The sequence below is a fragment of the Sphingopyxis sp. MWB1 genome (assembly GCF_000763945.1).
GTDB lineage: Bacteria > Pseudomonadota > Alphaproteobacteria > Sphingomonadales > Sphingomonadaceae > Sphingopyxis.
On record NZ_JQFJ01000002.1, the window covers coordinates 1,171,388 to 1,186,428 of the forward strand.

At 65.4% G+C, this 15,041-nt stretch carries 16 protein-coding genes and 1 pseudogene; 11 read left to right on the forward strand and 6 right to left on the reverse strand.

What is annotated here, in order from left to right; translation table 11 throughout:
* The first annotated feature begins 406 nt into the window (after positions 1-406).
* From JV18_RS0106360 to JV18_RS14625, 4 genes are all read left to right on the forward strand, one after another.
* Positions 407-991: an RNA polymerase sigma factor gene (locus JV18_RS0106360; protein ID WP_081944709.1), complete on the forward strand. Its 585-nt coding sequence runs from the start codon at positions 407-409 to the stop codon at positions 989-991.
* Positions 988-1,899 (forward strand): FecR family protein, encoded by a 912-nt coding sequence (locus JV18_RS0106365; RefSeq protein ID WP_033073861.1) that lies wholly within the window; start codon positions 988-990, stop codon positions 1,897-1,899. The genes JV18_RS0106360 and JV18_RS0106365 overlap by 4 nt, the downstream gene beginning before the upstream one ends.
* A 77-nt stretch (positions 1,900-1,976) precedes the next feature.
* A complete protein-coding gene (locus JV18_RS0106370; RefSeq protein WP_033073862.1) occupies positions 1,977-4,901 on the forward strand; it encodes a TonB-dependent receptor in 2,925 nt (974 codons plus the stop codon).
* On the forward strand, positions 4,898-6,910 hold the full coding sequence (locus JV18_RS14625; protein WP_160174167.1) for an Atxe2 family lasso peptide isopeptidase: 2,013 nt from the start codon (positions 4,898-4,900) through the stop codon (positions 6,908-6,910). The genes JV18_RS0106370 and JV18_RS14625 overlap by 4 nt, the downstream gene beginning before the upstream one ends.
* On the opposite strand, the gene JV18_RS0106380 is transcribed toward JV18_RS14625, so the two are convergent.
* The 5 genes from JV18_RS0106380 to JV18_RS15400 all read right to left on the reverse strand — a co-directional run bounded on the left by JV18_RS0106380 (position 6,808) and on the right by JV18_RS15400 (position 10,423).
* Positions 6,808-8,508: an asparagine synthase-related protein gene (locus tag JV18_RS0106380; RefSeq protein ID WP_033073863.1), complete on the reverse strand. Its 1,701-nt coding sequence runs from the start codon at positions 8,506-8,508 to the stop codon at positions 6,808-6,810. The two genes, JV18_RS14625 and JV18_RS0106380, sit on opposite strands and share 103 nt — an antisense overlap.
* Positions 8,505-9,146 carry a lasso peptide biosynthesis B2 protein gene (locus JV18_RS14630; protein ID WP_052071776.1) on the reverse strand — a complete coding sequence of 214 codons (642 nt, stop codon included), beginning with the start codon at positions 9,144-9,146 and terminating at the stop codon, positions 8,505-8,507. The genes JV18_RS0106380 and JV18_RS14630 overlap by 4 nt, the downstream gene beginning before the upstream one ends.
* 58 nt (positions 9,147-9,204) lie before the next feature.
* Complete coding sequence (locus JV18_RS15725) at positions 9,205-9,327, reverse strand: hypothetical protein (protein WP_268746264.1); 123 nt, start codon at positions 9,325-9,327, stop codon at positions 9,205-9,207.
* Positions 9,328-9,431: 104 nt separating this feature from the next.
* Complete coding sequence (locus tag JV18_RS14820) at positions 9,432-10,055, reverse strand: GntR family transcriptional regulator (RefSeq protein ID WP_160174168.1); 624 nt, start codon at positions 10,053-10,055, stop codon at positions 9,432-9,434.
* Positions 10,052-10,423 carry a hypothetical protein gene (locus JV18_RS15400; protein WP_160174169.1) on the reverse strand — a complete coding sequence of 124 codons (372 nt, stop codon included), beginning with the start codon at positions 10,421-10,423 and terminating at the stop codon, positions 10,052-10,054. Before JV18_RS15400 ends, JV18_RS14820 begins: the two co-directional genes overlap by 4 nt.
* Before the next feature lie 39 nt (positions 10,424-10,462).
* Here JV18_RS15400 and JV18_RS14825 point away from each other — a divergent pair, with 39 nt between their 5' ends.
* The 7 genes and pseudogenes from JV18_RS14825 to JV18_RS0106425 all read left to right on the forward strand — a co-directional run bounded on the left by JV18_RS14825 (position 10,463) and on the right by JV18_RS0106425 (position 14,462).
* Positions 10,463-10,777, forward strand: a complete 315-nt coding sequence (locus JV18_RS14825; protein WP_081944712.1) for a hypothetical protein — start codon at positions 10,463-10,465, stop codon at positions 10,775-10,777.
* 334 nt (positions 10,778-11,111) lie between these two features.
* Positions 11,112-11,630 carry a helix-turn-helix domain-containing protein gene (locus JV18_RS0106400; RefSeq protein WP_033073864.1) on the forward strand — a complete coding sequence of 173 codons (519 nt, stop codon included), beginning with the start codon at positions 11,112-11,114 and terminating at the stop codon, positions 11,628-11,630.
* 51 nt (positions 11,631-11,681) lie between these two features.
* Complete coding sequence (locus JV18_RS0106405; RefSeq protein ID WP_033073865.1) at positions 11,682-12,014, forward strand: hypothetical protein; 333 nt, start codon at positions 11,682-11,684, stop codon at positions 12,012-12,014.
* Between the two features lie 31 nt (positions 12,015-12,045).
* Positions 12,046-12,498 carry a hypothetical protein gene (locus JV18_RS15405; protein WP_052071779.1) on the forward strand — a complete coding sequence of 151 codons (453 nt, stop codon included), beginning with the start codon at positions 12,046-12,048 and terminating at the stop codon, positions 12,496-12,498.
* A gap of 95 nt (positions 12,499-12,593) precedes the next feature.
* Positions 12,594-12,920 (forward strand): annotated as a pseudogene (locus JV18_RS15780) (JAB domain-containing protein); the annotation flags it as partial.
* 264 nt (positions 12,921-13,184) lie between these two features.
* Positions 13,185-13,418 carry a MarR family transcriptional regulator gene (locus JV18_RS15605; protein WP_235302917.1) on the forward strand — a complete coding sequence of 78 codons (234 nt, stop codon included), beginning with the start codon at positions 13,185-13,187 and terminating at the stop codon, positions 13,416-13,418.
* A 276-nt stretch (positions 13,419-13,694) separates the two neighbouring features.
* Positions 13,695-14,462: a transcriptional regulator domain-containing protein gene (locus JV18_RS0106425; protein WP_033073867.1), complete on the forward strand. Its 768-nt coding sequence runs from the start codon at positions 13,695-13,697 to the stop codon at positions 14,460-14,462.
* A gap of 28 nt (positions 14,463-14,490) precedes the next feature.
* Here the strand turns inward: JV18_RS0106425 and JV18_RS14645 are convergent, their stop codons facing one another.
* Positions 14,491-14,940, reverse strand: a complete 450-nt coding sequence (locus JV18_RS14645) for a toxin-activating lysine-acyltransferase (RefSeq protein WP_160174171.1) — start codon at positions 14,938-14,940, stop codon at positions 14,491-14,493.
* Positions 14,941-15,041 lie beyond the last annotated feature (101 nt).

Below are 15,041 nucleotides of genomic sequence, written 5' to 3' on the forward strand. Positions count from 1 at the left end.
AGACGGGCGCCGTTATCGACCTTGATTCTCAAAACGTTATAACATCACGTTTCAATGAAGCAATATTGCAATCTCATGGGATCGACCGGTCTCCCACCTCCGCCATCGCGTATTTGCAAAGCAGGGCAGCAGCATAGAATGGATCACCGGGTGCACAGAATCGCAACTGGCTTGCCCTTCCCTTACGGCAGGCTATGCTGTCCGCGCATCGGCAGCACAGGCGCCAGGTGCCGGGTCGTAAGAAGCCCGCTTGAGAGTGAGACAAGATTGCCATCCTGCCGGGTGGCCGCTGCGCATGTCCAAGCCTTCGGGCCAAAGGCTGCGGCGTAAGCCTCAAGCTTATTCTTAACACCCGGCTTTCCGCCCCGCGCTATTTTCCCCCGATGCGCGGGAGGCAGACAGGCCGATGGAATTTGATGATGCTCCTAATCACGGCGCGCGCACCCTCGCAGCGAGTGAACCGCTCCCGCCCGAGGATTGGAGAGGATGCCAGCGAGGATCGACATCGGATGCGAGCTATGCTGCGCATGGTCCCATCCTTGCCCGCTATTTCCGCCGCCGGGTAATGGCCCAGGATGTCGGCGATTTCGTTCAGGAATGTTTTCGCCGTTTCGCGCAGTACCGCGCCTCGACCTCGGAACCGGTCGACCGGCCAGCGGCCTATCTCACGCGCACCGCGCGCAATCTTGTAGCAGAATGCGCGCGCGCCGGAACGCGCCAGCTGCCCGTGAGCCAGATGCCCTTTGACGATAATCTCCATGCCGGGCCCGACCCGCACAGCATGCTGGAAGCCCGCGAAACCATCCGCCAGCTCGAGGCGGTGATTGCGCGGCTGAAACCCAAGACGCGCACCATATTCCTGATGCACCGACTCGAAGGGCTGAGCTATGCCGAGATTGCAGCGGCACAGGGGATGAGTGTGAAGGGCGTGGAAAAACAGATGGCCAAGGCGCTGGGAGCGATCCGGCGGTCGCGGCAGGACGGGCAATGATCGGCCCGCGCAGCGCCGAAGACTGGCTCGCGCTGATGGAGGGCCCTGATGCGCCGCGCCACCGCAAGGCCTTTGAAGCCTGGCATAGCGATCCCGCCCACGCCGCTGCCTATGCCGAGCTCAAGCGGGCGTTCGACCTGTCGCCGCGCCTCTCTGCCGAACGCATCGCGCATCTCGCGCAAGGCCATGATGCCGCCCGCCGAAAAAACCGGCGCCAATGGGCCGCAGCAGCGGTGGTGGCGCTGGCGCTTTCGGCCGGGCTCGCCTGGACCCTGCTGGCACCTGCGTCTCCGGATGGCCGCCAGTCCCCCGCGGCGATAGCCCGCGAGCAACGCCTTGAGGATGGCACAAGGGTCGCCCTCGGCGACCAGGCCGTCCTGACGGCGCAATTCACCGCCCAGGCGCGTATCGTGACGATGACGCAAGGGCGCGCGCGCTTTACCGTCGCGCATGATCGCGCCCGTCCCTTTCGCGTGATCGCCGGCTCCTCGATCACGACCGCGCTGGGTACGATTTTCGAAATCGATCTGCATCGCGCCGCCCCGCGCATTCGCTTGATCGAAGGCGCGGTCGAGGTAGCAAGCCGATCGGGCGCGCATCGTGCCCTGCGCCTTGCGCCAGGGGAAAGCGCCGAAGTCGGCGCCGGGGGCCCGCGACGCATCGCCACCAACCGCGCTGCGCCGCGCGTTGAACTCGACGCCCAGCGCCTCGAGCTCGGCGCGATCATCAAGCGCGCCAACCGGCATAATAGCCGCCAGATAGGTCTTGCCGAGCCCGCGCTCGCCCGTCTCAAGGTCAGCGGACGATTTTCCATAGACGATGGCGAAGCGCTCGCCCGCAAGCTTGCCGCCGCGCTCGACCTCGCGATCGAGGCGGGGCCCCAAGGCCCCATTCTCCGGCAACATTAAAAAAACGGGGGGTCAGACGCCCGCGCGTCATCAAGCCACTCTGACAGCCCACCAATGCGGCTGCAAGGGAGGTATTGATGAAAAGATTATGGATGGCGGCCTTGCTGACGACGACAGGGTGCCTCGCGATCGCCATGCCGGACGCGGCCGCGCAGACGGGCGAGACAGACTATGACATTGCCGAACAGGAACTGGCCGATGCGCTGCGCGCCTATGCGCGGGCCTCGGGCCGCGAGGTCATTGCCGCAGCGCAGCTTCTGGAAGGCCGCAACAGCGCCGGCGTGCAGGGGCGTATGTCTGCCGATGCGGCGCTGGACCGGCTGATCGCCGGCACCGGACTCATCGCCGAGCGCGTCGACGGCGCCTTTATACTTCGCGCCCAAAAGCTGCCGCGTCCCCGCCCCTCGGAAGCGAACGCACAAGCAAAGGAGGCCATCATCATCACGGGGACGCGGATTCGCGGAACCGGACCGGTCGGCTCGCCCGTCACGACGATCGACCGGGCCGCGATCGAGCAGAGCGGTCTCACGTCGGTGCAGCAAATCGTCCAGACGCTGCCCCAGAATTTCAATGCCGGCCCCAATGAGGCAACGCTTGGCGCAGGCACGCGCAATGGCGCAGGCGCAAATGGCGGCTATGGTTCGAGCATCAACCTGAAAGGGCTCGGCGCCTCCTCGACGCTCGTCCTCATTGATGGCACGCGCCCCGCGCTCGGCGGCCTCGGGGGCGTCTTTGCCGATCTGTCGATGGTTCCGCTGAGCGCGGTGGAGCGCATCGAAGTGCTTACCGACGGCGCATCGGCCATCTATGGCGCCGACGCGGTCGCCGGCGTTGTCAACCTGCGCTTGCGCAACGCTTTCCGCGGCGCCGAAACCATGCTGACCGCAGGAAGCGCCGATGGCGATATGACGAACCGGATGGCCAGCCAGATTCTCGGCCATCAATGGGCGCAGGGGCATCTGGTCTTCGCCTATCAATATGAGGATCGCGGGCGGCTCGCAGCAGCGAAGCGCGCCTATATGACCGAAGATCTTCGCCGTTTCGGCGGCACGGATTCGCGCTCGACCTATGGCGTGCCCGGCACGCTTTATGTCGATGGAAGGCCCTATGCGATCCCCGCCGGCCAGGATGGACGCCAGCTTTCCGCCTCCGACCTTCTTCCTGACCGGGTCAATTATCATGATGCGCGCGCCGCGACCGATATTCTCCCGCATCAGCGGACGCATAGCCTCTATACAGCAGGCGAGATCCGGTTCGGCGGGGGCTTTGCCTTTCGGGCCAGCCTGCTTGCAGCGCAGCGCCACTTTGAAAAGATCGCGCTTGCCGAATCCTCGCGTCCGCTCACGGTTCCCGTGACCAACCCCTTTTATGTCGACGCCGCAGGCACCGGGGGTCCGGTTTCGGTGCGCTATAATTTCGCAAAGGAACTCGGCCCCGAGATCGACCGCGGGCGCGTGAGAGGTGCGACCGCCACGGCAACGCTCGAACGCGAGATCGGACGCTGGCGCCTCGCCATCGGCGGCGCCTATGGCCGACAGACCGAGCGCCGGATCGACCTGAATGTTCCCAACCGCGCGCGCATTGCCGAGGCGCTTGCCGATCGCGACCCTGCGACCGCGCTCAACCTCTTCGGCGACGGAAGCGCGAATAATCCGGCGACGATCGCCTTCATCCGCGGCAGCCGCATTGCGACAACGCGGTTCGACAGCCATTCGGCCTCGCTGCGCGCCGACGGGCCGCTGCTAGCGCTGCCGGCGGGAGAGGTCCGGCTTGCAGCCGGCGCCGAATATCGCCGCGAACATTATCGCGCCCATTCGCTTTCGGACGTCAGCGCGCTCACGCCGATCGAGAATTTCAACCCCGAGCTTCCCGGGCCGCGGCATGTCCGCTCGGCCTATGCCGAACTCAACATCCCGCTCATTGGCCGCGACATGGCCGTGCCCGCTATCCAGCGGCTCGATCTCTCGCTTGCAGCGCGGATCGAAGATTATAGCGATGTCGGGCGAACGACCAATCCCAAGATTGGTCTTCGCTGGGAAGCGCTGGAGGGCGTCGCCCTGCGCGCCTCCTATGGCCGCTCCTTCCGCGCGCCGAGTTTCGAGGAGCTGATCGGCCCGGCGGTCTCGCTCTATCTTGCGACCCAGGTCGCCGATCCCGCGGCGCCAGGCGGGCGGGCCAATATACTCGCGCTCTTCGGCTATGCGCCCGACATCCGGCCTGAAAGGGCGACGAGCTGGACGGCGGGTCTCGATTTCGCGCCGCGCGCGCTGCCCGCGCTTCGCGGCGCGCTCACCTATTATCATGTCGATTACCGCGACCGCATCGGCACCGCGAACGAGGATTTTGCAAATTTCCTCGTCCACCGGGACATATTCGGGGGCCTGGTCGAGGAACCCCCTTCCCCCGAGCGGCTTGCCTTTTATTTCGGGGAACCGAGCTTTTCCAACCCGCTCGGACTGGCACCGGGCGATATCCGCGCGATTCTCGACGGACGCATCCGCAATCTCGCCCGGCTTCGCCAGTCCGGTGTCGATTTCGATGTCGGATTTACTCCCGAACTCGCGAACGGAAGGGTCGAACTCGGTCTTGCGGGAAGCCATATATTACGTATCGACCGCGAGCTCGCGGCAGGCGCTCCGGCGGTCAATATTGTCGGCATGCTCGCCAGTCCCTCGAAATGGCGTCTTCGCGGGCGGCTTGGATGGTCACGCGACGGCTTTGCAATCAGCAGCCATGTCAATCATGTCAGCGGCTATCGCAACCAGCTGGCGACGCCAGCGCAGCCAGTCGAAGGCTGGACGACGTTCGATGTCCAGATTGCGCAGCGCATCGGCAGTGCATCGGGCCGCCATCTGCGCCTCGCCCTGTCCGCAATCAATATTTTCGACGCCGACCCGCCCTATGTCTCCAATCGCTCCAATATATCGGCATTCGGCTATGATCCCGACAAGGCCAATGCCATCGGGCGCCTCCTGTCGCTTTCGGCGACTATCCGGTGGTGAGATCGGCGTCCCGGAGGGCGCTGGCGCTTTGCGCCGCGCCCCTTGTCGCCCTGCCGCTCTCTGCCGCGGCATCGACGGCAAGCAAAACCGATCCGGCGATCCGCGCGCTCACCGAAGTGGCGGATATTTCCGGACTTACCGCGTCGCCCGACGGGCGCTGGGTCGCTTTCCGGATCGAGCGGCCTTCGATTGCCGCGGACCGGATCGATACCAGCTGGTATATTGCCGCCGCCGACGGGGCCGCGCCGCCGCGCCTGCTGGGCAAGGGCGGTGCGGCAAGCTGGGACTCGGCCGGGGTCATCCGTCCCGCGCGCGCGCAATGGATGCCCGACAGTCGCAGCCTGGTCGTCCGCCTGCGCGACGGGCAGCGCACCGCCTTATGGTCGCTGCCGGTCGCGGGAGCGCCCGCGCTTCTCTTCGCAGCGGACAGCGACATCGAGCGGTTCGCCGTGACCGGTGACGGGCAGATTGTCGCCGAACTCGCGCCGCGCGCCGCGATGGTCGAGCAGGCCGAGAAGGAGGCGCGCGATCGCGGCCTTCTGATGGACGCCGCCATCAATCTCGCTGACAGTCTGCTCGGCGGAGCCAGCAGCGCGGGCGGGATCAGAAGCGAGCGCTGGACGGGCCATTGGTTCGAGAGCGCGCCGCTGCTCTGGGATCGTCCGCGCCGGATGATCCGGCTCGATCCGCAGACCGGCGCGCGGCGGCCGGCGACGGCTTCGGACGCACAGCTTTTGCTGCCAGCGCCCCCGCCTGTCCCACCCGAGAAAGCCGTGAGCGCGGCGCTGGCGGCACCCTGCCGCCCAGCCCCGGCGCCATGCGCCACGTCGCGGCTCGCTGCAGCAACGCCGCTCGATCCCGCACGCCGCCGCTGGCTGATCACGATAATCGATGCTGGCCTTGGCCAGCATCTCTATATTTGGGAGGCCGCGCGCACGCGCCTCCGCCTGCTGCGATCAAGCCCGGGGCTGCTGAACGGCGGGCGCCAGGAAGCCTCTTCTTGCGCGGTGACCGGAGCGGCGCTCTTCTGCGTCGAGGCTACAGCAAGCCAGCCGCCCCGGCTCGTGCGTCTGCCGCTCGGCGGCGGAGCCCTGCGGGTGGTCGCGGAACCGAACCGCCAAAGCGCTGGCGGCAGCCTGATCGCCGAGCGGCTCGCGTGGCGGGTCGGCAGCCGCTCGGCGACAGGCTGGCTGCTGCACTCCCATGCTCCCGGCAAGCAACCGCTGTTCATCAGCTATTATCGCTGCACGGGCTATTTGCGCGGCGGGCTTGGCGACGAATGGCCGCTGCGCCTGATGGCGGCGACGGGAATTGCCGTGCTGTGCATCAATGCCCTGCCGCTCACCGATGCCGATGCCGAGACCCGCTATGAGGCGGGTCTGGCTGCCATCCGCGCGGGGGTTGACCTCCTCGAGCGGCGCGGGCTGGTTGATCGCCGCCGCATCGGTATGGGCGGGTTGAGCTTTGGCAGCGAGGTCACCTTCTGGGTTGCAGCGCACAGCGATCTGCTTCGCGCGGCCTCGATCGCCTCGGCCCAGATCGAGCCCACCTATTATTGGTTCAACAGCCTCGCCGACCGCGGGCGGTTCAGGCAAAATTTCCGGCGATATTGGGGTTTAGGATCGCCGGACGAGGATCCGGCGCGCTGGGCGCGCCTTGCGCCCGCCGCAAAGGTCGCCTCGATCGACGCCCCGGTGCTGCTGCAAATCCCCGAGAAGGAAGCGCGGCTATCGCCTGAATTATTTGCGAAGCTCATCAGCGCGCGCAAGGGAGAGCTTCATATCTTCCCCTTCGCGCCGCATATCAAGGTTTCGCCGCGGCAAAAACATGCGGCCTATGCGCGCAACCTCGACTGGTTTCGTTACTGGCTGCAAGATCATGTCGACCCCGATCCGGCCAAGACCGCTCAATATAAGCGCTGGGCAGCGCTCGCTCCGCCTGGCCGGGACGCGGCTTCGATCGCGCGCACCCAGCGCTCGAGATCGGCGATCTCGAGCAGCCGGAAATAGGCGAAATCGGGATCGACGCCGTCGCGGGCAAAATATCCTTCCATGGCCTTGCGGTCGAGCAGCCCCTGGCTGGCAAGGCGTCCACCCAGCAGAAAGGCAGCGAGATCTTCCCGCGCGCGTTCAAAAACCGCTGCGCACAAGGCCTCCAGACGCCCCTTGGTACGGCGCGCGATGATCGCTTGCGGAAGATAGGGTGCGAAAGCGGCCCGCGCGACCGCGCGGTCCCGGCCACCCGCGATCCAGTGCCAGCTCGGAATCGCAAGGCAGGTCTCGACCAGCGGCTGCGAAAGCAGGGGGGCGACAAGCTTCCGGTCATGCCAGCGGTCGGGCTTGTCCAGAAAATCGAGGATTCGCATCACGCCCTCGACATGCTGGCGCTTCCCTGGCGGGAATGTATCGGCGTCCGCTCGCCAGGGATGCGCAAAGGGCGCCGTCGGAAGCGCTGACCGCGCGGCAAATATGTCGTCGCGCGGCCAGTCCGGCCGCGCCGCCCCGCGCATCAGGCGGCGCGCAAGATATTTTGCCGCGTCCCAATAAGTGGTTCCGGCAACGACCGCGATGTCGCCAAGCAGCTGCGCGAGCGGCGCGCGCCATCGGAGCAGCAGCAGCGCATCGATGGCGGGGGACACCGAATGGCTGAAGGCAAAGACATTGTCGCCGCCGATCCCGCTCCAGAGCTGTGCACCTTCCTGGCCCTGCGCGATCGCGCTGGCGATCGCAGCGTCAAACCCGTCCAGGATGGCAGCCGCGGCGGGGCGCGACGTGCGGCGGGCGGGCGGCGCCAGCAGATCGGGGTCCGCATCGCCGATCCGCCGCTCAAACAGCCGGATCCCGCTCGCCGCCGCCACCGCGCGCGCAAAGCAGCGCTCGTCGCCATCGGGGGTGGCGGTGGCCGCATTCACGCCGGTAAAGGCGCGCCCGCATGCCGTGAGCGCTGCCGCGATGATCGAACTGTCGAGTCCCCCCGACAGTTCGACAAGAATCTCGCCCGGCCGCGCCGCCCATCGCTCGACGCACATCAGGCCGCATTGCCTGACCATCGCTGCGGCCCGGCTTTTGTCCACATCTGCGCCGACACTTGCATAAGGCCAGGGAAGCCAGAAACAATGGGTCGACGCCGCGCGGTCATGGATGGTCAGCCGCATGCCCGGAAGCAATTCGCTCACCCCGGCAATGCCGGTCCGCTCGCAGCGATAATTGCGGTAGGCGAGGCTGTGGCGGACGAAATCCCAGTCAATCGCAAGGGTAGGAAGGAGGTCTTCGGCGAGATGGAGATGCGAGAAACAAAGAAAGCCGCCCTGCCATCGCGCCCAGTAAAGCGGCATGCCGGTCAGCGGCGCGCGGTCGATCTGGCAGCGGGCGCGACCGGCAAAGACAAAGCGCAAATAATCGCCCCAGCGTTGCGTGCCATCAACCGGGTGCGGAAAGGCGTCGCCGATGATGATCGCCGCGCCCTCCCGGGTTACCGCCAGATCGGATCCCAGGTAGAAAGAACCAGCGGGCAGCGGCTGCGCGCGCAAGCCGTGGCGCCGCGCCGCGCCTTCGAGCAGCCCCGGTTCGTCCACGCCGAATGCCGCGAGGAAGCCGCGTGCGCTCACAGCACCAGTATCGGCGTAAAGTTGCGCGCCTCCTCCTGCGCGCAGGTGAGGATATGATGCCGGGTCTGGAGCCAGCAATGCGCGGCAAAGGGCTGGGTGCGGACTCCGAATATCAGCTCGGCGCCGAGCCCTTTCGCCAGCAACAGGCGCAGCAGCGCAACCGAGTCGATCAGGCAGCGCCGCGGAACCGGCACCAGCGGCCGCGCGGACAGGAAGCGAAGCGCCGCGCGCACCGCCGCGCCGTCCGCCTCGGGGATCCCCGCTTTGCGGCGCGACAAGGCCGCAAGGGCGCCATAGAGGCGGGAGGCAGCAATGGCGCGCCGAGCCCTGGTCACATGATATCCCGTCTCGAGAATGGAGCGTAGCGCAGGACGGGCGCGCTCGAGGCCCTCGATATCGCCGGGCGCAAACCGCGCCGTCACCGGAGATAGCGCTGCAGTGCCTTCTACACGCCTGATCAATCCTGCCTTTACAAACAGATCGGCGTCGCGATCCTCGCCCGTTCCGGCCAGAAGGCGCTCAAAGCGCGCGCGCTCGCGCGCGCCCAGCGCAAAATAGCGGTCATTGGGAAGGTCAAGAAAGACCAGTTCGCCGCCCGCGCGGCAGCAGGAAAGCCCGGGAGAAAGCCGAAAACCCATGAGTATCGCGCCTTGCCGGGCGCCGACCCGCGACGGGCCGACACCCGGTGCCGGCGTCTCAGTCGCTGATGCCGGTGACGGGAAGCAGGCCGGCGCCTTCGATCGGGCGACCATTATCGCCCTGGGTATCGCTGCTCACCTGGCCGAGCTCCTGCGTCTCGATGGCTTCATAATCTTGCATTTTTCTTCCTTTCCAAAAGTCGCGCAATTGCGACGGAGAAAAGGATAGGCGCCTGACCAGCTATAGGAATTTTATAATCAGATTATGCGCGGAATATAATGAGCTCATGCTTCGAGCAGTGGATCAGGCGGCCGCATCTCGGCAAGAACACGCCCCGCAAAGCGCATGCGTCGGCGATGAAAGCGCAGAATCTTGCTGTGCAACGTCTGGCGGCGCCCCGCGTGCCAGTCGCGCGCCATGGCGGCGATCGCTGCCTGGCAACGCGGGTCCACGCGCGCTTCGGCCGCCCGAAAAACCTGGCTGCGCTCGAGAAGATTGGCGATAGCGAGGCGCAATTCGCGGTTGCTGCTTTGGCTGGCGATGGACCGGAAGAGGCGGGAAAGCGCGGCCGCATAATCGGCTTCTTCGCCGCGATCGGCAAGCGCGAGGGGCGCACCCGGCGATACGGGCGCAGCAAGCGCCTGTGTCAGGAGCGCAGCAGCCCAGCCGTAAAGATCACACAGGTCCGCCTCGCCAAGCAGCGGCGCCCGAAAACCTTCATGATGCCCGCTCTCGATCAGCCGCTCGCCCGAAAGCCGGTGCAGCGCATCGCGCACCGGGGTCGCGCTGGTATAAAGATCCTGCGCGAGGCGCGCGGGATCGATCCGCTCGCCGGGGGCGAAACTCCCCTGCATGACGCGTGCCTTGATGTCGCGGTACACACGCGTCATCGTTGCCCCCGCACTCATTGGCGCGCCTCGAACGAGCGAAGCGATGAGATGGCAGGCGAAGCAAATGGCTGGCCCGGCGCCGCGGAAGCCATATCGAGCGCGAGCCTTACCTTCGCATCCGAGCGCAGCGCCGCTGGATCGCCGAGCGGGTAACATCGCCATCCGAGCGCCTCGAGACGGCGCCGCCGATATTCTTTGGCCCAACCAATAAAATAGCGAATGCCATTGGCTGCGGCGAAGGCGGCAAGATAGGAGAAAAGAAGCGCAAAACCCAGACGCTGCTCCCGATGCGCAAGGTCGGGTGACAGGCAGAGATGGGCAAGTTCCGCGGCGCCCTCCCATTTTGTTCCGTCCGGCGTATCGCGAGGGGCGATCGCGCGCGGCAATGGCGCAGCGATTGACGGGCGGATGCGCCCCGAGGCCCAATGAGCGTCATTGCCATCGAGAAGGATCAGATAGACCGCGTCGGGATCGTCGCCATCATCGACGACAAACCGGTCGGCAATGACAGGAAGATCCCGGTTCAACCGGTCAACCAACTGCCGCTTGCGCGCGGCGAACATCGCGCGAAGCGCCACATGTTCGCGCATTCGCGAATGCCGGTCGACGAACCGCGCCGAATAGGTCAGGCGATCCGCGCGCTGCGCTCCCCACAGCGCGGGCAATGGCATGGCGCGGCCGGCTGCGCGCAAATCCCGGCCATCCATCGCAACCGGGACGCCGCCCCAAAGCGAATCTGAAGCCTGCATGGCAAATCGCGGCAAGCCGTGCGGCGTCCTCAAGCCAACCGCTGCGGCATGCGCCCTTCAGGGCGAGCCGGACACCCTCTCAACCAGGCTTCGGCTCGGCATTTGCTCGCACTGCCCGAACGAGCGCGCGACGATCTCGGCAAGGCTAGCGCTGCTTCAATATATTGCCATTATAATCGCGCGGTTGCTCTCAAAACGAGAGTTGTTTTGCGCGGGCAGGCGCCTGTTCAGCGTCGCTGCCCGTCATGCTTCGTCCCGCCCGAAGCCGCTCGGTCGTTCGCCATCGGGGCTTGTGCGCCCGGGACTTTGTCACGAAACTGTCACGATGGAAGGAAAGCCACCGCCAGAATCGAGCGACCGGGCACGCTGGAACCGCCTCACCGAGAAGCAGCGCGCCTGTCTCGACCTTCTGCTCGAGCATCAGACCTCCAAACAGATTGCGCGGCGACTGAATATATCCAAACCCACGGTCGACCAGCGGATCACGGCTGCGCGCGCTATTCTCGGCGCGGCAGACCGGGCCGAAACGGCGGTGCGATATGCCCGGCTCAAATATTCATACGACCGGATCATATATGATCCGGTGCAGCTTCCACCTCCCTTGGCGCCTATGCCATCGATCATCGCTGACGGCGATCCCTGCCTGGCTGACAAAGCGCTCGGAAGCGGTGAGACAGGCGGTGGATTCTGGGCAGACGGCCAGCCGTTCGGGAAGCTTGGAAGCCATGGTCATGGCCTGATGCCGCGACTGGCGATTATGGCCGCAATGCTTGTGACCATAATCATCGCCTTGCTTGGCGGCCTCGGCATCGCCGAGACGCTGTCGCGGCTCCTTTCCACCTGAGCTTTCCCGCTTCGACAGAGCGCCGGAAAATTGTCCGGCAAAGGAGGAAGCATGGACGCGACAATCCCTTTTTTGGTACGAAAGCTCAACCAGCAGGTTCCCGCAGCCGAGACACATATTGATGATGCCCTGATCGCCCTGTCATCGCTGATGGCCACTGTGGTAACAGCCCGCCGCGATCTCGGAGGCGGCCAGCCAGCGCGCGAGCAGGGGACAATTTATCGCCTCGTAAAGGCGCAGATGGCGCTGGTCGATGCCAGCGGCGGGATGCTGCGCGTCCATGGCGAACTCAGCAGCATGGCGCGTGAGACGGCCGGACTTGACCTTCACGAATGCCCGAGCCGCGCCGCCCTCGACGAACCCCAGCGTCGCGCGGCCGGTTGACGAAAGGTCATCAGCATGATCTCTGGAGGAGATGCTGCGGATAGCCTGCTTTCTGCTTTTGATGCTTCTGGCCGTAGGCTATGCTCTTCGAAAGGGCGGTGGGCCCGAGCGAGCACTGGCCCTGATCCTTCTGGCGATGCTCGCTGCCGACCAGCTGCTGCACCTGGCTTTTCCGGTGGGCTATGCGAGCCTCGATGCCGGCCATCTGGTAATCGACCTGTTCGCGGCGGCGGCCACGATGCTGCTGGCGCTGTACGCGCATCGCTTCTGGCCGATGCTCGCAGCGGTGCTGCAGTGCCTGCCCCTTCTTGGACATGTCAGCCGGGCGATCGACATGTCGATGCAGCCGGCGGCCTATCTGACGATGCAGGTGGCCGCATCCTGGCTTCTCCCGCCCCTGCTCGCGATCGCCACCTGGCGCCATCAAAAGCGGCGCCAGGCCGGCGCAAACGAGCCCGGCTGGATCGGTTCCTTGCGCGCGTAGCGCGGGCTCAGTCCGGGAGAATTGCGCGCCCTTCTCGCGCCCGAAAGTGGCACCCGGCGCTTATCCTGGCCTTGTTCGCCAGGGCGCGCGCTCAAATGGTCGAGCGTCTCTCGGGACACTACATCTGGCGAGCCGGTCGCTCGATCGCCCCTCACGATCCGGGGTTCCTGCGCGATCTGGCCCGGGCGTTAGGAGCCTTTCGCGAGGAACGCGTGCATATTTTCTTTCTCGACGCCAATGCCAAGCTGCTGGCGGTCGAGGAGATTGCGCGCGGCGGCCCTCGCCACGTATATCTTCAACCGCGTGCGATCTTTCAGCGCGCGCTGGCGCTCAATGCGGCAGCGATCATGGCCGTTCACAACCATCCAGACGGTCATTGTGAGCCAAGCGAGGCGGATGTGCGTGCAACCCGGGAAATAGCCCGGCTTGGCCGCTCGCTTGATGTTGCCCTGCTCGCGCACATCATCATTAGCCGGAGCAACGCCCGATATATCGATCTGGAGGATCTGGCAAAAAATAGCGGCGAAGCGCAATCGGACTTTCTCCTGTTGCGCAGTGCCGGCAGCGGCGGCTCCTGCGAGCAGCGCGACCCTGTCTGCCGCCATATCAAGCGAACGATCCGCCGCCGCCTTCTGCGCCGTCAGCTGCTTGATCATGATGAACTTTTCGGAGAGCCGGCATGGGACATGCTTCTCGATCTTCTTGCGCATGAATGCGAGGAGAAAGCCCTGTCCATCTCCGCCCTGTGCGTCGCGGCCGCCCTGCCCGAAAGTAGCGCGATGCGTCTCGTCCAGCGGATGGTCGATGCCGGGATATTGGTCCGGCGCCCCGATCCGGTGGACGGACGGCGCAGCTTCATCCACATCGCCCCCGCCATCGCGCATCGCCTCCGGGCTTATTTTGCCGACAGCGCGGAATAAAGGCGCTGCGCTCCAGGGGCGCGCATTTTTGCTGACCGGCGCGCGGCGTAGCGGCGCAGGACATGCGCTCCGGCCCGGCCCCGAAAGGAAATAGCCGTGTTCCCACAAGAGCCCGGGCTCCGACCTTGCCGCGCTCGCAAGCAGCGGCGATGTCTAACGGTTTCGCAGCCCCCGCTCCCTTAAACGTCGACCTCACCTGCCGCGCGCCGAGGCGCAGGCCGCGTCCCGATACGGCTGAGCTTGCATGCCGCCATCCGAAATCGCAGGATATATTGCGTGAGCCGCAATGGGCCCGGCGCCGACTGGCAATCCGCCGCCGCCTATTCGGACCTGCTCTGCTGCGATCGGCGCTATTTTGCATGGGAATGGCTCCGGCGGAACCCAGTCTATCGCAGCCAGTGGCTCAAGCGGGCCCAGCTGCCGCGCAGCAAGCTGCGCGCGACGGGACTGCTCGACTGGGTCGATCCTGCGCTCGCGGCGCCGCTTGCGCGTCCCATTTGGGACGGGGACACCGACCCCGCAGTGCTCACGGGATATCCGGCAACGCCCCTGGCCATGGGAAGCATTGCAAAAAATCAGTTCGACATCCGGACCGTCGCCTCGCTGGCCTCGGTTGCCATCGGCAGCGGTGAGCATTGGCTGATCAGCGACGGGCACTGGGCCATTCGCCTCGATCTCTACGATGGAACCTTGCTCGGCGGCCCCTTGCTGATCGAGCATCGGATGACAGGACTGAATGCCGCCCGGCCAAAGCTTGCGGCCCTGCGGCGGCTGATCGTGCTTACCCAGAAAGGAAATTTGCCATCGTCGATGCAGCCCCGCGAACGCCGCGCCGCCCAGTGGATCGTGGAACTGCGCGTCGCCGACGCCCTGCTCGCCGGAGCAACCCAGCAGGAGATGGCGCGGAGACTGTATCGCAGCGCCCTTCCCCCGTCGGGCTGGCGGCTCGAAAGCGCAGCTTACCGATCCCGCATCCAGAGGCTGGTCCGCAAGGCACGCTTCCTGCTCGCCGAGCCGCTCGCGGGCCCCTGGTTTGACGGGTGAAAGACCGGCAGATAATGCCGATGAAGCATCAGCCTGCTGCGGCTTCCTTGATCGCATCGGCCAGTTTCTCACCCGCATCCGCCGCAACGCTTTGGACGACGCGCTTGCCGGTCACCGGGTCGGTCTGGTGAAACCGGAATTCGACGCCCTTGAGCGGCTTGGAGATCAGGTCGGCGATCATCATTTCGCGATGCTTATTTTCTGCGTTTGCGAACGGGGCCACCAGATCGACAAGCCAGACTTGGTCACCCGATTTCCATTCTTCCAGCGTCAGACGATTTTCCGGCTCGATCATGCCCTTGTCGAGCTTGGCAGCGGCTTCCGGGGTACATTTGGCCCACATGGCGAGCCCTACCGGCTGTTGCCCGTCCCGAAAGAGATAAAATTGCTGATGGATGAGCGCCGGCATGACCAGCCATTCCAGATCCGCTATCTGGAAGCTGCGATGCAGCGGCGACTGCGACAACAACCAGGTCATTTCGCCGAGAAGATGACTGACGGTGGGGGCCGCCGCCGCGTCTTCCCGGCCTCCTGCCCTTTGCCCTGTTTCTTTCGCTTTTTTATTCATGCCATCCTGTC